Origin of the sequence: Nguyenibacter vanlangensis, assembly GCF_013376155.1 — a bacterium.
Taxonomy (GTDB): Bacteria; Pseudomonadota; Alphaproteobacteria; order Acetobacterales; family Acetobacteraceae; genus Gluconacetobacter; species Gluconacetobacter vanlangensis.
Window position 1 is genome coordinate 1 of record NZ_JABXXP010000500.1, and the last position, 2,097, is coordinate 2,097.

Sequence of the window (2,097 nt, forward strand, 5' to 3'; positions counted from 1 at the left end):
CGGGGCCGCGCCAGGGGGCGCAGGCGTTCGGCCAGGTCCCTCCCGGCTTCCGCACGATCCTGATAGATCCAGGCCATGTCGCGATCCGCCTCCTCCCACGGGCCGTGCGTCATCGGGCGCTCCCTCACAGGCCAAACGGCCAGGTTTCGTCCAGACCGCTCGGGTGGCTGGGATGCGGCGCGCCGTTCTGCCCGGCAACCGGCAGGGCATGGTCCAGCGGGGTGACGGCCTTGGTCTTCTCGATCCAGACCCAGGCATCGAACTGGTCGGCCAGCATCGCCTCGAAATAATGGCTGTGCAGTTCGCTGTCGGGCCGGTAGATCACGCCGATCGCCCGCTCGCGCAGCGGGCCGCGCAGCAGGTCGCGCAGATGGCGGTCATCGCGCCAGTCGAACAGCGCGCGCGGCAGGCCGGCATGCAGAAAGGCATGTTCGTAACTGTCGGCGCGGGCCGGCCGGACGGTCATGACCTCCATCTCGGCATCCCAGTGATGGGCGGCGGCGACGGTGCCGCGATCGGTGCTGAAGCCGATCAGCGCGGCCTCGTCCCCATGGGCCATCCGGCAGAGTTCGCCGATATTGAACTGGCCTTCCCAGCCCATGGCGGTGGCGGCGGCATGGCCGACATGGGAATTATGCGCCCAGATCACCGCCTTGGCTTCCTCGCCCCGATGCGCCAGCAGCGCCTGGATGGTGCCGAACATGTGCCGGTCACGCAAATTCCAGCTTTCCGCCCCCGCGCGATACATGATGCGGTAATATTGCTCGGCCGCGCGGACGATGCGCGCATTCTGCACCGCGTCGAACCAGGCCGCGCCGTCCAGCCGCACGTCATGCAGCCGTCGCGCCAGCAATTCGCGCAACTGCGCCACCACCGCGTCCTCGCTGCTGTCATGGCCGTGGCGCATCACCGCGTTGCCATAGCGCGCCGGATCGTCCTGCCAGGGGGTCAGCCGCGCATAGCGCGCGCGGGCGGCCTTCGCGGCCTCGGGGTCCATGCGGTCCAGATAGGTCAGTACCGCATGGATGGACTCGCCAAGGCTGTAGATATCCAGCCCATGGAACGAAACGCGCCTGTCATCGGGCTGCTCGGCGTTATGCTGGTGCAACCAGTGGACGAAGGACGCGATGTCGGTATTGCGCCACATCCAGCGCGGAAACCGCGCGAAGGCCGGGCCGCGCCAGGGCCGCGGCGCATGGTGGCGCACATAATCGTCGATGCGCGCGCCGTCGGGCCAATCGGCCTCGACCGCCACGATGGTAAAGCCGTGCCGTTCGATCAGCCGCCGGGTAATGGCGGCCCGCGCGCGATAGAATTCGGCGGTGCCATGGGTGGATTCGCCCAGCAGAACGACCCGCGCATGGCCGAACCGGTCGAAGGCGGCGCCGAATTCCTCGCCCTGTTCCGGCCCGGGCAGGGGGCGTCCATAATGGCGCAGCGCCTCGATCAGCGCGGGCGCGATGGCGACGCCGTCGGGGCGGCCATGGGTCGGAACGGATGCGGCATGGTTCGTCATCGGCGCGTGCATCCTGTCATGCCCAAAATATCATGATCCCGAAATATCGTGCCCGGGTCGCCGCGCTGCTGCCCGCACGGCGGGGGAGCATCGCGTGATGTCGTATGCCGGGCCGCCGCATGCAGCACCCCGAAGCGGGAAAAACGCGCGAAAGACCGATAACATTCTCATGAGGCCGGGTCCGCCCGCCGCGCGGCGCCGTTAGCGTTGACGGGTGGCGGTCACGGGTAGCGATGACGGGGCGGATGGCCCAGCGGGGGGAGTGCCGAACGGGTGACGCGCGTGGGATTCCGCCGCTTCGCCGCCGCGCTGGCGATGGTGCTGGTGCTGATGCTGGCGTTGGGGGGCAGCGCGTGGTGGTGGCTGTCGCATTCCCCACAACCCTTGTCGTGGCAGGGTTATGCCGATGCGGATTTCGTGCGGATCGCCCCGACGCAGGCCGGCATGCTGACCGCGCTGCATGTCGCGCGGGGCGCGCATGTCGCGGCCGGGCAGCCTCTGTTCGATCAGGACGACGTGGCCGAGCGCGCGGCCCGCGACCAGGCCGCCCGACAGTTCGAGGAAAGCAGCCGCCAACTGGC

1 protein-coding gene and 1 pseudogene are annotated in these 2,097 nt (G+C 69.0%); one reads left to right on the top strand and one right to left on the bottom strand.

The features are described from left to right. Nucleotides 1-124: 124 nt before the first annotated feature. Nucleotides 125-1,516: an erythromycin esterase family protein gene (locus tag HUK84_RS15820; protein WP_176641139.1), complete on the bottom strand. Its 1,392-nt coding sequence runs from the start codon at nt 1,514-1,516 to the stop codon at nt 125-127. 273 nt (nt 1,517-1,789) lie between these two features. On the opposite strand from HUK84_RS15820, the pseudogene HUK84_RS15825 reads away from it, so the two are divergent. Next, nucleotides 1,790-2,097 (top strand): annotated as a pseudogene (locus HUK84_RS15825) (HlyD family secretion protein); the annotation flags it as partial.

Coding starts and splice junctions, on each gene's coding strand:
- HUK84_RS15820 (WP_176641139.1), bottom strand. CDS start 1,516: ATGACGAACCATGCCGCATCCGTTCCGACCCATGGCCGCCCCGACGGC.